Origin of the sequence: Altibacter sp. HG106, assembly GCF_028561755.1 — a bacterium.
Lineage (GTDB): Bacteria > Bacteroidota > Bacteroidia > Flavobacteriales > Flavobacteriaceae > DFVG01.
In genome coordinates this window covers 424694-440413 of record NZ_JAQQTD010000001.1, presented here as the reverse complement: position 1 = coordinate 440413, position 15720 = coordinate 424694, and the positions used below count along the sequence as shown (strand labels likewise).

Sequence of the window (15720 nt, the reverse complement as noted above, 5' to 3'; positions counted from 1 at the left end):
ATAAGAAGGTTAATGAAATAAACAATTGATCATCAGTACCGTTCATGACAGGAAACGTATTTTTGAATATAGGACCTGTATTTTAGGTGAAGATGAAATTCAGAAGGTACGGATCATTTCAAGAAACTCGTTTCTTCTACCTCGAGATACCGGAATTTTAAGTTCCCCAATAATAAGATACCCTTGATTGAGATATCGTTCGATATAATTTAGATTGACCAAATGCGACTTATGTACTTGAAAGAAATCTGTATTTTCTAAGGATTTCACAAAGTGTCCAATATTTTGAGAGCTCAGTAAAGAAGGGGAATTTTTAAGGTGAATTCGCGTATACCCCTCAACTCCCTCGAAATTTGTGATGGTATTAATGTCTAAGAACTCTAGCCCTTCCTGAGTAGGAATCACGATTTTTCGATCCTGAAATCGCTTGACACTCAAATTCTCTATAAGTTGACGGTTTTTGACAAGCGCATTTTTTTCAGCAATGTTTTCCGTAGCGATATTCACCGCCGCGATCAACTCATCATTATCGATAGGTTTTATGAGGTAGCCAATAGCACAGTGCTTAATGGCATCGATAGCATACTCATCGAAACCTGTGGCGAAAATGATTTCAAAAGTTGGTGATCCAAATTCTCCTAGCAATTCGAAACCATTGAGTTTGGGCATGGCAACATCCAAAAAAACGAGATCGGGCGACAGCTCAGGAATTTGCTGAAGCGCCACGGCAGGTTTTTGCGTACTGCCGATGATGGTCACGTGCGTACAGAGACGTTTAAGTTTATCTTCTAGAATGGCCAATGCTTTGGGTTCATCGTCTACCAGATAGGCTGTTATCTTCATATTTTATGGCTATGGTTAACGTTATTCTTGTTCCTGTTTTACCCTTGTATTGATTGAGATCTTCCACCAAAAAGGTGATGTTCCAGCGATCTTCCTGTTTAAGCAGGGCCATGCGTTCATTCAATACCTGCGTGGAGTTGGAAGTTCCGTCTTTTCGTAATTTTTCGTTTAATTTTCTAGCTTCCAGGATCCCGATGCCATCATCTTCCACAATGATTTTTAATATATTTTCCTGCTCCTTTATAAAATGAAGTGTTACGGTCCCTTGCGTTTCCTTGTGAAAAATTCCGTGATTGATGGCATTTTCAACTAAGGGCTGCAATAGCATAGAAGGAATTTTGATACGATCTGTTGCTAATGAGGGGTCAATGGTTATCGTATAGGCCAACTTTTCTTCAAACCTCATTTTTTCAATAGTGAGGTAATTTCTCAGGAGTTCAATCTCTTCGGAAAGCGTTACTGATTGGACGCGAGAATATTCAAAGAATTGTCGAATTAATCTGGAAAATTGTGAAAGATATTTTTCAGAGAGGGCAACCTCATTCCGCTGTACGAAAAATTGGATGGCATGTAAGGAGTTATGCACAAAATGAGGATTCATTTGCGACCGTAGCGCCTGTAATTCTAAGCGTGAAATTTTTTGATGTCGTTCCGATTTTATTTGTTCACGTCTTTTTATCTGCCTGTAAAAAAGAAACCCGATCCCCATAAGTATCAACAGCGAGGCTCCAATCAATAGGTAGCGGAACCACTTGGTTTGCCACCACAACGGTACTATGGTGAGCGGTAGCCTGCGCGTGGAAAAATTGTGGTGTTGGTCGATCACCCGTACCTCGAGCTGATAGGCACCTGGTGCTAAACTCACAAAAGTTACCTCTCTATTCTGTGCCGTTTGCCATTCCTCTTGTTCTGGCGATAAGCGATAATAGTATACGAGGTTGTTTTGGTTGGTGTACTCTAAGGTGTTGAAAGCGATAGAAAGCGATTGCGCATCTCGGTAGGGAAGCACCATACTGTCTAAATCTGTTTCAAAATAAAGGGTGGGTTTTGTTCTGTATCGAGTGTCGTTTAAATTTATCTCAGACAACCCCAGATCGGTTGCCGCGAACAGGGTACTGTCTCGAATAGCAATGTCATTCACATTGCGATCTAGGAGGCCGTCTGACTGATAATAAGAATCTACAATCTCAGACGCTTCTAGCGTCGGCTGTAGCTTCAATACTTGAATTCCTTTTTGGGTGGCCAGCCAAAGATGCCCGTCTTTATAAATGGTGCGATTTACCGACAGTCCGTGGGTGGAGGGAATCGGAAAAATACGATCTCCTTGCAGTACATGAACACCAAAACCGTCTGTGCCAAGGAGCAGTTTATTTTCATGCAGGGTGGCACTTAAGTATGGTATGGGTCGATTCCTGTTTTGTTCATGAAAGGGAAGTATGGTATCCTTATCGATACGGTGTAAACCATCACTTGCCAAGAGGATTAGTTGATCTTGATATTGGATCATAGAAACACCTCCGCTAAAGTTCTGCAGTGTTTTGAAATAGGGGTCGTCTGCTTTTTTTGTTACGACAAAGTCATGGGTTAGTACATAGTGAAACGTTTCGCCTTCATAAAGATCAATAAAGCCTGCGGGATGATCGTGCTTAGTGCCAAAACGCTTGCGTTCATCTTCATATACCTCGCTGCGGAAGATGGTGTTTTTCTCAGCTGCTGATTGTGTAGCCCCCAACACATAAGTACCGTGGCCCGAGTTCGTTTTGATATGGTAAATATTGCCTTCGGCAATTAAATTCGTAGGGGTAAGCGCCCCACGAACGTTACTATGCAAAGGCTCGTTTCTTACTCCAATTAAAAGTGTGTCCTCTGAAAGTGACAAGGCCTGCACCTTCTTACCCTCAAAATATTGATTCGTATGTAAGCTTATGGCTGGGATCATCTTGATTCCTTTGTATAGACTGGTCATCCATAGGTTTCCTTGGTCGTCTTTGATAGCACGTGAATAATCCCTAAGATCATCGTGCGTGATGGTTTCTAAGGTTTGCAAACCATGGGAAAAGATTTGAAGCTGATCACCAACTTTCCATTGAATTGTAGCATCATTCGCCCATACATATTGGATTCCTTTCTTCTTGTTCTTCTTCATCGGAATGATGCGATACGCATCACGTTCTAGGTTCACTAATAACAACCCGTAATCAAGCATCTGCCAGATCAGGTTGTGATAGATCCCGTAAGACGCTGATCGAATATTCAAGGAATCAAAATTGGTGTTTGTTTGAATGCTCTTTATTTTCGTTAGTTGCTGATTTTTATGTAAGTAGATTTCAAAATGTGATTGCGTCTTATTGATTACAATGCTGTCATTCAAATGTATTGCTGCATTAACCCCGTCATCGGTTGTAAGCGGGAGGGTTTTTTTCCAAGAGTTCTGCTTAAGAACAAATGTCCCACCCCCATATAAGGATACTCCATGGTTTGTGACTCCGAAACATTTGGGACTAATAACCGAATTGTCCGCTAGCGGGAAACTGTAGATACTGTCGTTCGCAATAAAGCCTTGTCGGTTACTTTTAGAAACATACCACACACGCCCATCGGGCGTTACCTCTAGCTTCCATGTATCATTGTTGGGAAGCCCGTCCTGTACCGTGAAGGTTTTGAAGGAAGTGCCATCGTATGTTACGACCCCCTTACTGGTAGCAATCCAAATGAAACCGGCACTATCTTGCACAATATCGTAGACGGTATTGGAAGGCAGTCCATTGGACGTAGCATATTGATATTCCCGTTGTCCCCAAAGTAGCCATGGAAGTAGGAGACCTATTAGTAGTATTCTACGGTGCATTAGGGTAAATGTAGTTAAATTGAACTGGTTTGCATTCCATAGAAAGAATTGACCTGATTTTTCAGGCCAATTTCCGCTGTGGTGAAATCAATAAAAAAATGGATTTCTTATCTTTTTCAAGATTTGATCAATCGTGTCGTTTTTGTAAGATTGTTTGTGGTGATACGAACAAAGTAGATTCCGGAGGGTAACTTTTCAATATCGATTGTCGTATCCGAATTTTGGGATGTTATCATCAATCGACCGGTGATACTATAAATTTCTACTCGCTTTAATGGAGTTTCGCTAACAATATCAACGTAATTGTCTGCCGGATTAGGGTATAGATACACCTGTTTGGTATCATTAATTTCTGAATGCTCCTCGATGGCAAATACAGATGTGCCTGTTCCCTCACAACCACAATCCTGATCGTAAAAATAAAATTCTTCATCACAGGAGTTATAACTAATGGCAATAGGGCAGTTTGGGTTGACGAATGGAACGATTCTCGTAATGAGCCAGTCGCAAGCCAGTGGGGAGGAAGTTCCTGGGTCATCGTTCAACCCAAATGGATTATCCGCTCCGGTAATGTTTATATCAGGTAACGTGCCGCTGGAGATATTTCCGTTATTTTCATGAAAATACATTCTACCTCCGCCAAAGGTGGGGCCCGGCAAGAGGGGGTCGCTAATGAGAACGTCTAGATCGCCATCGCAATCGGCATCATAAATTTCAGGGGTATGGTAGCTGCCGCTATTATCGGGCAGAAAGGGATTGAGAATTTTGGTGCCGTCAAAAAGCTGAGCGCCGGTGAGATCAAAATAGGGTGGAATCGTGCTATTCAAATTCTCAAAATATGCGGTACCGTCTAGCGTACCGCTTTGATTACTGATAAGAATATCCGGCAGTTCGTCGTTATTCAGATCGCCAACAGCAATTAAATCCAGATTGCTAAAGGCATATTGATCTGGCACGGTGAGTCCGGCATTGATGAATGGAATTCCGCTGGAAGGAAATCCGCCACTCCCATTATTAATAAACAACCAAATTCCAGAATTGCTGGTTGCCGTATCAATACCCGATACTAAAATATCATTCCATCCATCGCCCGTCCAATCTATCAAGCGATAGCTATAAGCTTGGAAATTTGGGCCAAATGCCGATGTTCCCGGTACACTGTACGCAGGCGTCACTCCCGGGCCAGCTGTATTCTCTAAGATATGAAGTTCATCGGCATTTTTCGTGTAGAGTATATCGATATCCCCATCATTATCTACATCGCCATATTCTTTATCCTTTCCGAAAAAAGAATTATTGTTCAATTCATTTTTAACTGCTGCGGAAATGATAGTGGGAGCTGCATTGGTGAAAGGATCAAAATCTAAGCAACTCGATGGGGCGACCTCTCCGGAAATAAAGGTAGGCAATCCTAAATATCCTACCGCTCCCGAAGTAAGCGTCACAGCTGTAGCTACAAAATTTGATGCGCCACCGGTATTCGGGTTGTTAATGGCCGCTAACGAATTCTCACCATCTTTCGTGATCAGAATTCGGGGGGGCGTTTCGGGTGTGAGCTGCATAGCCCCCACCGCATAGCGTCCTCCCTGATTGGGGATAGTCCCAATTTGTACGGGCGTTCCAATGGTAGGTGCAATCGATACTTGATAGACCCTTCCAGTTCCGGTTCCGTTGCTATTCGCAAAATCGGTATAATACAATGTATTCCCGTCTGGCGAGAATTCTAGCCCATAAGGTCTCACCGGGGTATTTCCGACGAACTGCGGATTGGATATTCCACCGGTGGTAGTATCAAAATCGTATAAGTACACCTCTGCGGCTGTACCATCTGTGCGAGCCAGCGTTGCGCCATCAGGAGCGTGCTTCATATAATACCCTGCAGACATAACCGGTCCTATAGCTTGTATTTGTGGTGTTGTATTCACACCACATGCGGTGACTTCGTAAGTGTAGAATCTATTCGTATCCTTCTCTGTGGCGGTCACCCAAAAGTCTTGTCCATTCGCATGTCGTACGGCACAAATACGTTCACCAGTAGGGCCGGGAAGACGTATGTTTTTCATGCCTACCGGAATAACACCAAAATCGAGTCCGGGATCATAGACACCATTTCCATTATCGTCCATATCTACCACACTGTAATTGATGCCATTGGTCCCATTCACAAAATCTACGGAAAAGATGAGATACTCTGTGGTGCTCTTCGGAAGCGGAACGATGATGGCTGATGAGGTAGAGGAGGGGTTTCCTAACAGGCCGTTCCCATTTACCATCGGACTTCCTGAGGGGTCGTATACTGTAATCCCATCGGTGTAGAATAATAAGTCTCCGGCCGCTGATGCTATAGAAGCGCAGCCTTCAAAGGTGTTGAGATTCCCTGAAATCGCTGTGGCAGTTCCGGAAGAAAAATCAAGGCCTGCGTTATTGCCAAAAAACCAATAGTTCTTCTCTGCTTGTCCGAATGAAATTGATAGGGAAAAAAGGAAGACCCATAGGATGAAATAGTTGGATTTCATAATTGAAATAATTTGGTTGTTATTCCAAATATCTCAATACATGCCTAGATACACCACACCCAATAGAATAACGCCTGTTCTGAAGCACAGAACGGCTCATTTCAATATAAGAACGGAAAATGGCTAATCCTCCGGAAACACAATGGCTTCATAAGCACCTGCATCGGCAGGGGTGTCGCGAGGGGTTTCGTTGAGATCGAAGAGCGGCGGAACACCTGCGGCTCCTATGTTTTCCGCGCCGGAGGTTCCTAATTCAATATTAAAATTATTTAATTCAGTATTTTGGAATACTGGATCTTCATTGAACACACAGCCGGGATAAAACGCGGGATTATTGTAGTTTTCATCATCTGCAAACTCTCCGGTGGGATCTTCAAAACGTATCAGTGAATTATTAAAACTAAAGACAAACGCATCCCTATCATCTTCAATAAGACCGATTTCTCGTTGTTCGTTTCCGTAGATGATACAATTGTTAAAAGTAGCGTTGAGCGGCTCGGTTAAGAATTCGGTTTCACTCACCTGAAGCACATTGTCTAACTGAACACTCGGAAAGGTTCGGAAGCTATTCGTCCAATAATTAGCAAACGTACAATGATTGAAGGTATAGGTACCCCCATAGGAACAGGCCAAAGAAGCTTGTCCGCTGTTGTTGATCACCATGTTTTCACCATACACGTTACCCGTTCGCGACAGCAATCCTACGTTTGCGCTATTATAAATCTGAACATTTTCCAGTCGCAAGGTTTCATCGCCATCGTTACTATCCATTAAAATACCTACAATACCATTTTTGATGGTGGTATATCTAAATTCATTATTGGTGCTGCCGGCGGTAAGCCAAATGGTGCCCCACTGCCCGGGAATATCAGAGAAACTTGGCTCCAAGCGATCGCCTTCAAAAATTACTTCGTTTTCCATGGCTTCAGGATCGGTACTGGGTTCTCCATTAACTTTCATCGAACCCGTATTGGCTACTAAGATGCCACTATCCCGATGAAAATGAACGCGTGCGCCTGCTTCCACCGTTAAGGTTTTTTCAGGTGGAACAGCAGCATACCCGTAAATTACATAGGGTTTTTCGTTGGTAAATGTAAGTTCACTATCCTCCAGGAAAAAACCTTCAATGAGCACATCATTTCCCTCGCCATCCATACCCAGATTGAGTGTTTCGGTAGTGCCATCCGGAAAGAGTTCGGGAAAAAGAAACACGGCATCCTGAACCAAGGTCACCAATTCTACCTGTTGGGAACCACCGCCTCCTTCAAATAGCAACTGATCGGTATACAGAAATTGTGTATTATCTCCATTAGGTAGGTTATTTATGTCGAGGGTCGTTTCGATAAATATAAATATGCTATCCTTTGCCAGAATCTGGACATCTTCAAAAGCCTTTCCCGGTATTCCATCGACGTTCAGGCGATAATTAGACGCTTCGCCCTCCGCTAAACGAACGCTGGGAACGCTGATATCTTCGTCGCTTCGGTTGTATACCTTTAGATTATAGGTGCTAGAACCAATATTGGTGAAAACGGTATCTAAGTAGACCGTATCTCGTGAAAACTCTAGATTTCCGCTGGAAGAAACCGTTTCGAAATCATTCCGACAAGAACTCCATAGTACCAAACAGGCGAGTACTGCGACAGTGTATAGGTATTTCATCAACCGATAATTTTCGTAAAAATATAACTTTTTATGCGGGTTCTTATTGTCTCACCTTCAGAATTTCCATTCATTATGACACCCTCATCAGATAGGTTACCTCCTTACTTTTTGACGATGCGCACTTTAAAAAGTTGGTCCCAATTCTTTCCGGTGAGATACAAGATGTTGGGTTCGCCTTTGTAGGCAATACCGTTCAACACATTAAGGTCGGGATGCTGGGTCACTTCCTCTTTGAGTCCGCTACAATCAATCACTCCTTCCACGGCGCCGCTTTCGGGGTTTACAATAGCAATTCCTTCCGCTTCATAGATATTGGCATATATTTTTCCGTCAACCCATTCCATTTCATTAACGCTCTTGATGCGTGCTTTGTGGGTGTACATTTCAATGTATCCTTGTTCCTCTAGGGTGGTAGGATCTAAACGCCAGATACGTTGGGTTCCATCGCTTTTGTACAAGGTGGCCCCATCATTACAGAGCCCCCAGCCTTCTTTGCTTGCTGCATATTGGAACGTCTGAATACGGCTCAAATCGTTCGCATTGTATACAAATCCGGTATTCTCACGCCAGGTGAGCTGATACACCTTATCCTTCAGAATAGTAAGTCCCTCTCCAAAATACGTGTCCTTTAAATCCACCTGTTGTAAGACTTCGCCGGTTTCATAATTGGTTTTTCTAAGCGTGGAGTGTTGGTACTGTCCCGTACTCTCATAGAGGATATCTCCGCGGAATTCTAACCCCTGGGTATAGGCCTCTTGATCGTGGGGATAGCGTTCCAGTATTTCGTAGGTGTAGAGAACAGGAGCGGTATCTGAAAGAAGTAAAATAACCTGGCTAACTTCAAAGATTTCGCCCTCCGCGTATACTTTTGCCGTGAGCATTCGACTGCCTAGCGGTTGCGTTTGAAGCGGAAGAGTTACGGATTCCGAAGCCATTCCACCAGCCAGTCGGTTTTCCGCTATAAAATAAGCCACCGAATCGATCGACCTTCCCTTTTTGTTTTGAAGAGAAATCTGCAATTCGTCTGCCGGGCGATACGCCTTCTTTTTATTTCCAATTTCAATAGAAAACAACTCCTGAGGACGCTCGTTACTATCGCCGCAACTTCCTGTTGAAAGGGCCAAGGCGGTGAAAAAGAAAAGATTATAAATAGACTTCATTCCACTACATTTTTTGGCAAAGTACGAAATAACAATCGTTCGTAAAAATCCTTGGAGAAGCTACAAAATGAGCGTATATTTGCATCGGCAAGTCCTACACAACCAGCTCCTGTTGAATCCCCCAGGGCGGGAACGCAGCAAGGGTAGACGGTCGTAGCGGTGTGATGTAGGTAGCTTGCCATTTTTTGTTGGCGATAATTTGTTATTCTACAGGCTTACTCTCATCTTTGCCGCTAACAAGACCTTATGGCAAAAGTTATATTCATCACTGGCGCTTCCTCAGGAATTGGGAAAGCGATCGCTTCCTACCTGCACGATCGGGGGCATACCGTGTATGGCACGAGCAGAACACCTGGCCACCATAAGGATACCGTTTCTTTTTCACTCCTACCGTTAGATGTCACTCAGCCTGCCACAATGGATGCGGCTGTACGGGAAATTATTCAGCAAGAGGGGCGAATAGACGTACTCATCAATAATGCTGGAGTCGGCATTACCGGACCCATTGAGGAAACGCCTTCCGATGAAATCCGAAAGGCTTTTGAAACCAATTACTATGGTCCGTTACATCTTATCAAGACCGTACTGCCTCATATGCGGGCCAATTCCGAAGGTCGTATCATCAATATTACCTCTATTGCGGGTTATATGGGATTGCCCTATCGTGGTATTTATTCGGCCACCAAAGCCGCGTTAGAGATAACCACCGAAGCCTATCGAATGGAAACCGAGCAGTTTGGTATCAAAATGGTGAATGTTGCCCCGGGAGATTTTGCCACCAACATCGCTTCCGGTCGGTATCACGCTCCTGTTCTTGAAGATTCTCCATACAAAACAGCGTATGGAAACACCTTAGCCATGATGAACCAACATGTGGATTCTGGGGAAGATCCCTTGAAGATGGCTCGTATTATTGAATCGATCATCGAATCTCAGAACCCTAACGTTCACTATAAAGTGGGGGCGTTCCTTCAAAAATTTTCTATCGCTTTGAAGCGGGTACTACCGGATAAACTATATCAACGCATGCTCATGCGGCATTACAAACTCTAAAAAAGGCTCGTTATTAACAATTCATGTGTGAAAGTTTCATCGGAAAGATTTCGCGCAAGCCCTTTGTTCTGTATTTTTGTGGTCTAAACGTTTATTTTTCACCCTATGAAGTTTTTCATTGATACTGCCAATTTAGATCAAATTCGTGACGCTCAGGACCTGGGCGTGTTAGACGGTGTAACCACCAATCCTTCCTTGATGGCGAAAGAAGGCATTACCGGTCGCAATAATATTTTAAAGCACTACGTCGATATTTGTAATATCGTTGAAGGCGATGTTTCTGCGGAAGTGATCGCAACCGATTTCGAAGGTATTATCAAAGAAGGGGAAGAGCTCGCCGAACTGCACGAACAGATCGTGGTGAAAGTACCCATGATTCGCGAGGGAGTGAAGGCCATTAAATACTTTTCAGATCAAGGAATCCGCACGAATTGTACCTTAGTGTTTTCAGCAGGACAAGCCTTACTAGCCGCCAAAGCGGGAGCAACCTATGTGTCTCCGTTTATTGGGCGTTTGGACGATATTTCTACAGATGGATTAAACCTGATCGCTGAGATTCGGTTGATCTATGACAACTATGGCTTCGAAACGCAAATTTTAGCCGCTTCTGTACGGCATACCATGCACGTCTTGGAATGTGCGAAAATTGGCGCTGATGTAATGACGGGACCACTATCCTCCATCGATGGCTTACTGAAACATCCGCTTACCGATATTGGGCTGGAAAAATTCTTAGCCGATTACAAAAAAGGAAATTAATTACGGTTCTTTTATTGATTGAGATACCCGAGGAGCTTCGATTCTAAATCGGGATGGAAGAGGTTGGTGTAGTGTTCCAAAATATCACCGTTGCGGTCTACGATCAGCGATTTGCTGATGGAACTTAGCACAAGCGCCTGTCGCGCGTTTTCGATGTCTTCAATTTGAAACTCCAAAGAGGTGTTGTATCCTAAAGCGCGAACAATACTACGCCATTTTCGGAAGTGTGTATCTGTATTGATGCCAATAAACTGATATTCGGGATATTTCTCTCGTAGCTCAGCGGCCTTGGTATGAATATTCTCATTGTGTTGGGCCGATTCTGAGGTCCAAAAGAAAAGTACCGACGGCTTTGTAATTAGGGTGTGCAGGTCTTTTACCGTATTCGCTTCCGTTACCAACTTGATATTCGGAATGCGTTTTGACGGCATCAGGTTCTCAATGGAGGTTTTAAGGGATTGAATTTCCGCCACATCTTCAGGGTCTTTATTCATCGATGCGAACAAAGCGTAGATCTCATCCACTTCCTTTTGATCGCCAGCGCGCAGTAAAAATCGTTGCGTATTGGTTCTGGAAATATTGTTTTTCAAAAGATCACTCTCTACCAAGCTGTCAATGATCGCTAACTTATGTTTGGTGTGCACGTAAGAATACCGATCGTACCCTTGCTCTTCTTTGTACCGATCATAGGCCATATTGTCGAAAAGGCGATTCAGAAATCGGAAATACGAATAATAGTTCTTTAAGGAAGCGTTGTTGTAATCGATATCTCCTCGATGTTCGTAGAAGGAGGCGGGGATTTCCTGTAATTCGGTATTACTGGTTTTTCTAGAATGTCGGGCGATGTACAATTCTCTTTTGGAATATTCATCGTACAAAATATTCGCATTGATTATACTTTTAAAGCTTTCAGACGGCTCGTCTTTCTTCAGATATACCTCAAAAAACTTTTGACGTTCGTTGGTGAGTGAGTCGATTTTAGTTTCAAACGCTTCAGGAGATAGCATGTACAATTCGGGCATCATCTGATTTTCCCGTTCGTTCTGTAGGAAAAAATCGATTAGCAGATTGTTTTTCCGAGCACCACCACCACTATACGACAAAGACTCGTCGAATTCAGTTGTATTCACGCGTAGCATCAGACTGTCGCCGGGACTTAGATGCATCACCTGGTATTCGCCATGATGAAAGGAATACAGCCCTTCCGCCACCGAATCGATATGATACATAAAGAAATTATTGTCATCCAACCGCATGGTATCGATAATTTCTCGATCTTTCATCAACAAAACATAGCCGTATTTAGGATTGACGATTTCGCCGCCGATCCATACATCGGTCGCTTCATCAGCATTGTCACCACAAGAAAACAGGGAAAACAGGAGTAAAGGGAGTAGTAGATATTCTTGCCTCATACACTATTCAATCGTTCAACAAATGTAAGTTTCCCCAAGAGTTCAAGTTGTTAATTAGTCGTTAAAACTAAATTAAAAAACAAGGGCTGTTCTTTGTTCGCGCTTTATTAGCTACTTTTGCACAAAATTTTAAAGGTCATGCTAACAGTTTCTAATCTTTCGGTGCAATTTGGTAAGCGCGTGTTATTTGATGAGGTAAACACGCAATTTGTTCAAGGCAATTGTTATGGTATTATTGGTGCCAACGGTGCGGGTAAATCTACCTTCTTAAAAATTCTTTCCGGAAAACAAGAACCCACTTCAGGAAGTGTTCATCTGGAGCCGGGAAAGCGAATGTCGGTACTGGAGCAAGATCACAACGCCTGCGATGAATTTGGGGTGTTGGAAACCGTTGTTCGCGGAAATAAGGAGCTGTTCAAGCTAAAGACAACCATCGATAAGTTGTATGAAGATTATACCGACGAGAATGCGGAGAAGATCGGAGAACTTCAGGTAGCCTTTGAAGAAATGAACGGGTGGAACGCCGATAGTGACGCTGCGGCCATGCTGTCTAATTTGGGTATCGAAGAAAGCCTACATTACAGTATGATGAGCGATCTCGATGGAAAGCAAAAGGTTCGCGTGTTACTAGCGCAAGCACTGTTTGGAAGTCCGGATGTACTTATTATGGATGAGCCTACCAACGATTTGGACTACGAAACCATTACTTGGTTAGAAAATTTCTTAGCGAACTACGACAATTGCGTAATCGTGGTATCTCACGACCGTCACTTTCTCGATTCGGTGTGTACGCATATTAGTGATATCGACTTCGGAAAGATTACGCACTACAGCGGAAACTATACCTTTTGGTATGAAAGTAGTCAATTAGCAGCACGTCAACGCGCTCAGCAGAACAAGAAGGCCGAAGAGAAGAAGAAAGAACTTCAGGAGTTTATCTCTCGCTTTAGCGCCAACGTAGCCAAAAGTAAACAGGCGACTTCTCGTAAAAAGATGCTGGAGAAACTCAATGTTAACGAGATCAAACCTTCGAGTCGGCGGTATCCGGCGCTCATCTTCGATCGTGAACGCGAAGCCGGAGATCAAATTCTCAATGTAGAAAAGCTTTCGGCATCCCTTGAAGGTGAAATACTTTTTAAGGGTGTTGATATTAACTTGGCCAAAGGCGATAAGGTGGTGATGTATTCTCGTGATTCTCGAGCCACGACCGCTTTTTATGAAATCATAAACGACAAAATGAAGGCCGATGCAGGCGAATATCAGTGGGGAGTCACCACCATTCAAAGTTATTTGCCGCTGGACAACAGTCACTATTTTGAAAGTGAGATGAATCTCGTCGACTGGTTACGCCAATGGGCGAAGACAGAAGAAGAACGGGAAGAAGTCTATTTACGTGGTTTCTTAGGAAAGATGTTGTTTAGCGGCGAAGAGGCGCTCAAACAGTGTAATGTACTTTCCGGGGGAGAAAAGGTGCGTTGTATGGTGAGTAGAATGATGATGTTGCGTGCCAATGTTTTGATGTTGGACGAACCGACCAACCACCTGGACCTTGAAACGATTACGTCTTTCAACAACGCCTTGAAGAAATTTCAGGGAACGATTATGCTCACGACGCACGATCATGAATTCGCGCAAACGGTAGGAACAAGAGTGATCGAATTAACCCCTAATGGCGCTATCGATCGCTATATGAACTTCGACGATTATATGAACGATCCGAAGGTCAAAGAGCTGCGTGAAAAAATGTATACCGTTTCGGTTTAAGAGGTTTCTCCTACTTCTTTTAAATAGGAATCAATAACCTCTTTTGCTTTTACAAGTTCGTCTTTCCGAATAAAGACGCGAACCTGACCGGGTACACCCGTAGTAAACCCACCTTGAATACTCGATTCTAGGTCGTTTCTTTCAATAGGAACGATGCCTAATTCGTTAAGTCTGGCGGCTAACCCCTTGGCGATCATAGCGGGGCCGGTATATATGCGTACAGTGTGTTCTTCGTTCATAGCGATTAGGCATTATAATAGTTACTGTTCCAGATGGCGGTATTGAAATTCTTTCCTTTGGCAAAGCCATAAAATAAGACGATTCCTCCCACGGCTTTGAACATAAATAAAAACATAAGGACGTACTCCTGCATGGCCGCGGTGTGTGTAAAAGCGCTCATGGGAGTGATGGCGGTCAAGGCAATACTCAGAAGGAAAACGGTAAATACCAAGTTTTCAAAACTTTTATAGGGCCACATCAACCATTTTCGCAACGGATGAAGATCATTGCCCCAGCTGTGTATCAAATAGAAATAATCATTACCCATAGGTGCAAAGAGCAACGGATCGTCTGCATTCTCAAGCTTTAAGCGTTTTGCCGGAGCGATGATTTTAAATCCAGAGAGGGGAGTGTTATGCTGATTTTCCAACTTCCGAATTTCACTTACGGCTTCCTCGGGAAATTCTCCCTTAAAAAAATGGGCGTCTAAAAAGCGCAACCGATAGTCTACACAAATCTTTTTGATGTCGGAAAGGTGGTAGAGGCGACCTGACGCTATTTTGTCTATATCAAACGTATTCTCACCTTGGGGCTGGGCCGCTGTCAACGTTTCCATAATCTGATCCCGATGCTGTTGATTTTGTTGAAGTACTTCTTGCACTTCCTCAAGAAGGGCGGCTTCAGAAATTCTCTTATCGCGGCTTCGTTGTAGGCATTGTTTAATATTCGTTTTAGGCAACATAAGGGTCTTTTTCCTTAAAAATAACAAGTTCTAAGATAGAACGCAACTATTTAACGATTCGTGCTGCTGTTAAAATAACGCTAAAAAAGAGGGTTTAAAAATCCAAAGCAGGAACAATCTCGTTTATATGGGTGTAATTCAAAATAATAATCAACATGAAATCTATCAAATTAACCATATTGCTTCTCGTGATCGCAGTAATGTTACCCTTAAACACTTCGGCACAAGAAAAAATGATGAAAAAAGAGAATACGGTGATGGTGGGAGGAGCTCCCATGTATCCTAGCAAAAATATTGTTGAAAACGCGGTAAATTCAAAAGACCATACCACCTTGGTCGCTGCTGTAAAAGCCGCAGACCTTGTCAACACGCTTATGTCTGATGGACCTTTTACCGTTTTCGCGCCTACCAACGCAGCCTTCGATAAATTACCCGAAGGTACAGTTGCTACCTTGCTAAAGCCTGAAAACAAAAAGAAATTACAAACCGTGCTTACGTACCATGTAATTGCAGGAAAGTACAATGGAAGCGATATCATCGCGGCCATTGAAAAAGGAAATGGAAAAGCCACATTTACCACGGTGAGTGGTGGAAAACTATCTGCCCAAATGGACCGAGGAAACTTGGTGTTAATGGATGAGAAGGGTGGTAAATCTATGGTAACTATTGCCGACGTAAATCAATCAAATGGTGTGATTCACGTGGTAGATAGCGTAGTACTTCCCAAATAATTTAG

General features: G+C 43.2%; 12 protein-coding genes and 1 other RNA gene. 5 read left to right on the top strand and 8 right to left on the bottom strand.

Annotation, left to right across the window (positions count from 1 at the left end; translation table 11 throughout):
• Positions 1 to 99: 99 nt before the first annotated feature.
• The 5 genes from PO830_RS02100 to PO830_RS02080 all read right to left on the bottom strand — a co-directional run bounded on the left by PO830_RS02100 (position 100) and on the right by PO830_RS02080 (position 9032).
• Positions 100 to 843, bottom strand: coding sequence for a LytR/AlgR family response regulator transcription factor (locus PO830_RS02100; protein WP_272851879.1), 744 nt, complete (start codon positions 841 to 843; stop codon positions 100 to 102).
• Positions 812 to 3691 carry a sensor histidine kinase gene (locus PO830_RS02095; protein WP_272851878.1) on the bottom strand — a complete coding sequence of 960 codons (2880 nt, stop codon included), beginning with the start codon at positions 3689 to 3691 and terminating at the stop codon, positions 812 to 814. The genes PO830_RS02100 and PO830_RS02095 overlap by 32 nt, the downstream gene beginning before the upstream one ends.
• 116 nt (positions 3692 to 3807) lie before the next feature.
• Positions 3808 to 6207, bottom strand: coding sequence for a T9SS type A sorting domain-containing protein (locus PO830_RS02090; protein WP_272851877.1), 2400 nt, complete (start codon positions 6205 to 6207; stop codon positions 3808 to 3810).
• A 123-nt stretch (positions 6208 to 6330) separates the two neighbouring features.
• Positions 6331 to 7869 (bottom strand): hypothetical protein, encoded by a 1539-nt coding sequence (locus tag PO830_RS02085; protein WP_272851876.1) that lies wholly within the window; start codon positions 7867 to 7869, stop codon positions 6331 to 6333.
• Positions 7870 to 7973: 104 nt separating this feature from the next.
• Positions 7974 to 9032, bottom strand: coding sequence for a glutaminyl-peptide cyclotransferase (locus PO830_RS02080; RefSeq protein WP_272851875.1), 1059 nt, complete (start codon positions 9030 to 9032; stop codon positions 7974 to 7976).
• A gap of 85 nt (positions 9033 to 9117) precedes the next feature.
• Between PO830_RS02080 and ffs the strand changes: the two genes are divergently transcribed.
• The 3 genes from ffs to fsa all read left to right on the top strand — a co-directional run bounded on the left by ffs (position 9118) and on the right by fsa (position 10844).
• An RNA gene (gene ffs, locus PO830_RS02075) (signal recognition particle sRNA small type) lies at positions 9118 to 9216 on the top strand.
• Between the two features lie 62 nt (positions 9217 to 9278).
• Positions 9279 to 10085, top strand: coding sequence for an SDR family oxidoreductase (locus tag PO830_RS02070; RefSeq protein ID WP_272851874.1), 807 nt, complete (start codon positions 9279 to 9281; stop codon positions 10083 to 10085).
• 105 nt (positions 10086 to 10190) lie between these two features.
• The gene (gene fsa, locus PO830_RS02065; protein WP_272851873.1) at positions 10191 to 10844 is read left to right on the top strand and encodes a fructose-6-phosphate aldolase; all 654 of its coding nucleotides are present in this window, start codon (positions 10191 to 10193) and stop codon (positions 10842 to 10844) included.
• Between the two features lie 11 nt (positions 10845 to 10855).
• Here the strand turns inward: fsa and PO830_RS02060 are convergent, their stop codons facing one another.
• Complete coding sequence (locus PO830_RS02060) at positions 10856 to 12259, bottom strand: TlpA family protein disulfide reductase (RefSeq protein WP_272851872.1); 1404 nt, start codon at positions 12257 to 12259, stop codon at positions 10856 to 10858.
• Between the two features lie 138 nt (positions 12260 to 12397).
• Here PO830_RS02060 and PO830_RS02055 point away from each other — a divergent pair, with 138 nt between their 5' ends.
• Positions 12398 to 14023, top strand: a complete 1626-nt coding sequence (locus tag PO830_RS02055) for an ABC-F family ATP-binding cassette domain-containing protein (RefSeq protein ID WP_272851871.1) — start codon at positions 12398 to 12400, stop codon at positions 14021 to 14023.
• On the opposite strand, the gene PO830_RS02050 is transcribed toward PO830_RS02055, so the two are convergent.
• Together PO830_RS02050 and PO830_RS02045 are read right to left on the bottom strand one after the other, a co-directional pair.
• Entirely contained in the window at positions 14020 to 14262 is a 243-nt protein-coding gene (locus PO830_RS02050) for a hypothetical protein (RefSeq protein WP_272851870.1), read from the bottom strand. The genes PO830_RS02055 and PO830_RS02050 overlap by 4 nt on opposite strands.
• Before the next feature lie 5 nt (positions 14263 to 14267).
• Positions 14268 to 14984 carry a hypothetical protein gene (locus PO830_RS02045; RefSeq protein WP_272851869.1) on the bottom strand — a complete coding sequence of 239 codons (717 nt, stop codon included), beginning with the start codon at positions 14982 to 14984 and terminating at the stop codon, positions 14268 to 14270.
• Positions 14985 to 15139: 155 nt separating this feature from the next.
• Here PO830_RS02045 and PO830_RS02040 point away from each other — a divergent pair, with 155 nt between their 5' ends.
• A complete protein-coding gene (locus PO830_RS02040) occupies positions 15140 to 15715 on the top strand; it encodes a fasciclin domain-containing protein (RefSeq protein WP_272851868.1) in 576 nt (191 codons plus the stop codon).
• Positions 15716 to 15720 lie beyond the last annotated feature (5 nt).

Excerpts from the sequence above, each read along its gene's own strand:
- PO830_RS02100 (WP_272851879.1), bottom strand. The coding sequence starts at position 843 with ATGAAGATAACAGCCTATCTGGTAGACGATGAACCCAAAGCATTGGCC.
- PO830_RS02095 (WP_272851878.1), bottom strand. The coding sequence starts at position 3,691 with ATGCACCGTAGAATACTACTAATAGGTCTCCTACTTCCATGGCTACTT.
- PO830_RS02090 (WP_272851877.1), bottom strand. The coding sequence starts at position 6,207 with ATGAAATCCAACTATTTCATCCTATGGGTCTTCCTTTTTTCCCTATCA.
- PO830_RS02085 (WP_272851876.1), bottom strand. The coding sequence starts at position 7,869 with ATGAAATACCTATACACTGTCGCAGTACTCGCCTGTTTGGTACTATGG.
- PO830_RS02080 (WP_272851875.1), bottom strand. The coding sequence starts at position 9,032 with ATGAAGTCTATTTATAATCTTTTCTTTTTCACCGCCTTGGCCCTTTCA.
- PO830_RS02070 (WP_272851874.1), top strand. The coding sequence starts at position 9,279 with ATGGCAAAAGTTATATTCATCACTGGCGCTTCCTCAGGAATTGGGAAA.
- fsa (WP_272851873.1), top strand. The coding sequence starts at position 10,191 with ATGAAGTTTTTCATTGATACTGCCAATTTAGATCAAATTCGTGACGCT.
- PO830_RS02060 (WP_272851872.1), bottom strand. The coding sequence starts at position 12,259 with ATGAGGCAAGAATATCTACTACTCCCTTTACTCCTGTTTTCCCTGTTT.
- PO830_RS02055 (WP_272851871.1), top strand. The coding sequence starts at position 12,398 with ATGCTAACAGTTTCTAATCTTTCGGTGCAATTTGGTAAGCGCGTGTTA.
- PO830_RS02050 (WP_272851870.1), bottom strand. The coding sequence starts at position 14,262 with ATGAACGAAGAACACACTGTACGCATATATACCGGCCCCGCTATGATC.
- PO830_RS02045 (WP_272851869.1), bottom strand. The coding sequence starts at position 14,984 with ATGTTGCCTAAAACGAATATTAAACAATGCCTACAACGAAGCCGCGAT.
- PO830_RS02040 (WP_272851868.1), top strand. The coding sequence starts at position 15,140 with ATGAAATCTATCAAATTAACCATATTGCTTCTCGTGATCGCAGTAATG.